Below are 2549 nucleotides of genomic sequence, written 5' to 3'. Positions count from 1 at the left end.
TGTTGATTTCCATCTAGAAGTGACCCAGTTGGCGGTGTGATTTCCATCTAAATCTGACCCACGTGATAACCCTAACCTGCTGCTTTTAGCAGCAGGAGCACAGGAGTGATTGACGTGGCGACATTGAGTGTCATCAGACGTTGGGCACTGCGAGAGCAACTGTCCCTTCGAGAGATAGCCCGGCGCACGGGCTTGTCTCGCAACACCATCCGCAAATACCTTCGCGAGGGCGAGGCGGCGCCCAGTTACGCGAAGCGCATCAGCCCGAGCAAGCTCGACGCGTTTGCCGAGAAGCTCGGCGGCTGGCTCAAGAGCGAGGCGTCCAAGTCACGCAAGCAGCGGCGCACGCTCAAGCAGATGCACGCAGACTTGGTGGCGCTGGGCTATCAGGGCTCCTACAACCGCGTGGCCGCCTTTGCACGCGCGTGGCATGCGCACCGCCACGAGGTCCAGCAGACGACAGGGCGCGGCACCTTCGTGCCCTTGGCCTTCGGTCCTGGCGAGGCATTCCAGTTCGACTGGAGCGAGGACTGGGCCGTCATCGCTGGTGAACGCACCAAGCTGCAGGTCGCGCACTTCAAGCTCAGCCACAGCCGTGCGTTCATCGTGCGCGCCTACCTGCTGCAGACCCACGAGATGCTGTTCGATGCGCACAACCGGGCCTTCGAGGTGCTCGGGGGCGTGCCTCGGCGCGGCATCTACGACAACATGAAGACCGCCGTGGACAGGGTACGCCGCGGCAAGGAGCGCGACATCAACGCGCGCTTCAGCGCCATGGTCAGCCACTACTTGTTCGAGGCTGAGTTCTGTAACCCGGCATCCGGCTGGGAGAAGGGCCAGGTCGAGAAGAATGTGCGCGATGCGCGCCACCGGTTGTGGCAGCCCGTGCCGGCGTTCGCCACGCTGGCGCTGCTCAACGACTGGCTGGAGAGCCGCTGCAAGGCGTTGTGGGGCGAGATCGTGCATGGCAAGCTGCCGGGCAGCGTGGCCGATGTCTGGGCGCAGGAGCGGCCACTGTTGATGCAGGTGCCCAGGCCCTTCGACGGCTTCGTGGAGCACACCAAGCGCGTCTCACCCACCTGCCTGGTGCACTTCGAGCGCAACCGTTACAGCGTTCCGGCCTCCTACGCGAACCGACCGGTGAGTCTGCGCGTGTACGCCGAACGCTTGGTCGTGGCAGCCGAGGGCCAGATCGTGTGCGAACACACGCGCATCATCGACCGAAGCCACGACACGGCGGGCCACACCGTGTACGACTGGCGTCACTACCTGGCGGTGCTGCAGCGCAAGCCAGGAGCGCTCAGGAACGGAGCACCCTTCAGCGAGCTGCCGCAGGGCTTCCGGCGGTTGCAGGCCGCGTTGCTGAAGCAGTCGGGGGGAGACCGCGAGATGGTGGAGATCCTGGCACTTGTGCTGCACCACGATGAGCAGGCCGTGCTGACCGCGGTTGAGCTGGCCTTGGAGGCCGGCGTGGCCAGCAAGACCCACGTGCTCAACGTGTTGCACCGACTGCTGGATGCCAAGCCCGTTGCACCAGCGCCCGTCACGGCGCCGCAGGCGCTGCGTCTGGCGAACGAGCCGAAGGCCGATGTGCTGCGCTATGACACGCTCAGGGGTCGTGCAAGCGCCGCCGGTGGGGCGAGCATCCGGACGAAGAGCCAGGAGGTACGTCATGCGACATGACCCCGCCAGCGGCGCCATCGTGATCATGCTGCGTGAGCTCAAGATGCACGGCATGGCCCAAGCCGTCGCGGAGCTGGCCGAGCAGGGATCGCCGGCCTTCGAGGCGGCGCAGCCGATGCTCTCGCAGTTGCTCAAGGCCGAGACGGCCGAGCGAGAGGTGCGCTCGGTGGCCTACCAGTTGAAGCTTGCGCGCTTCCCAGCCTACCGTGACCTCGCCGGCTTCGACTTCGCCAACAGCGAGATCAACGAGGCGCTGGTGCGTCAGCTCCATCGGTGCGAGTTCATGGACGATGCGCAGAACCTGGTGCTCGTGGGCGGGCCGGGTACGGGCAAGACCCACATTGCCACGGCGCTGGGCGTGCAGGCCATCGAGCACCATCACCGTAGAGTCCGGTTCTTCTCGACGGTCGAGCTGGTCAACGCACTCGAGCAGGAGAAGGCCAGTGGCAATCCTGGTCACATCGCGCACCGGCTGATGTACGCGGACATGGTGGTGCTCGACGAGCTGGGCTACCTGCCGTTCAGCGCATCAGGTGGCGCGCTGTTGTTCCATCTGCTGTCCAAGCTCTACGAACGCACCAGCGTGGTGATCACAACCAATCTGAGCTTCAGCGAATGGGCCAGCGTCTTCGGCGATGCGAAGATGACGACGGCGCTGCTGGACCGCCTGACCCACCATTGCCATATCCTGGAGACCGGCAACGACAGCTTCCGCTTCAAGCACAGCTCGGCTCAACCCGTTCAGGCAGTCCAACCTAAAAAGGAGAAGACCAAGAACTTATCCACACCGTGAGCCGGCTGGCTCGCAAAGAGGGTGGGTCAATATTCGATGGAAATCGCGGGTCAGGATTCCATGGAAATCAACA

Annotated in this window: 2 protein-coding genes; both read left to right on the top strand. The window is 64.1% G+C overall.

From position 1 onward, the window contains the following. The first annotated feature begins 105 nt into the window (after positions 1 to 105). Positions 106 to 1683 carry an IS21 family transposase gene (istA, locus tag AC07Y4_RS32865; RefSeq protein WP_159275351.1) on the top strand — a complete coding sequence of 526 codons (1578 nt, stop codon included), beginning with the start codon at positions 106 to 108 and terminating at the stop codon, positions 1681 to 1683. Next, complete coding sequence (gene istB, locus AC07Y4_RS32860) at positions 1673 to 2476, top strand: IS21-like element helper ATPase IstB (protein WP_057597906.1); 804 nt, start codon at positions 1673 to 1675, stop codon at positions 2474 to 2476. Before istA ends, istB begins: the two co-directional genes overlap by 11 nt. Positions 2477 to 2549 lie beyond the last annotated feature (73 nt).

This window comes from Variovorax sp. GW460-12-1-14-LB1, from assembly GCF_059423605.1.
This window is presented reverse-complemented; position numbering and strand designations above follow the sequence as displayed.

Bases quoted from the DNA above. Each gene is read 5' to 3' on its own strand.
- istB (WP_057597906.1), top strand. From the start codon at position 1,673: ATGCGACATGACCCCGCCAGCGGCGCCATCGTGATCATGCTGCGTGAG.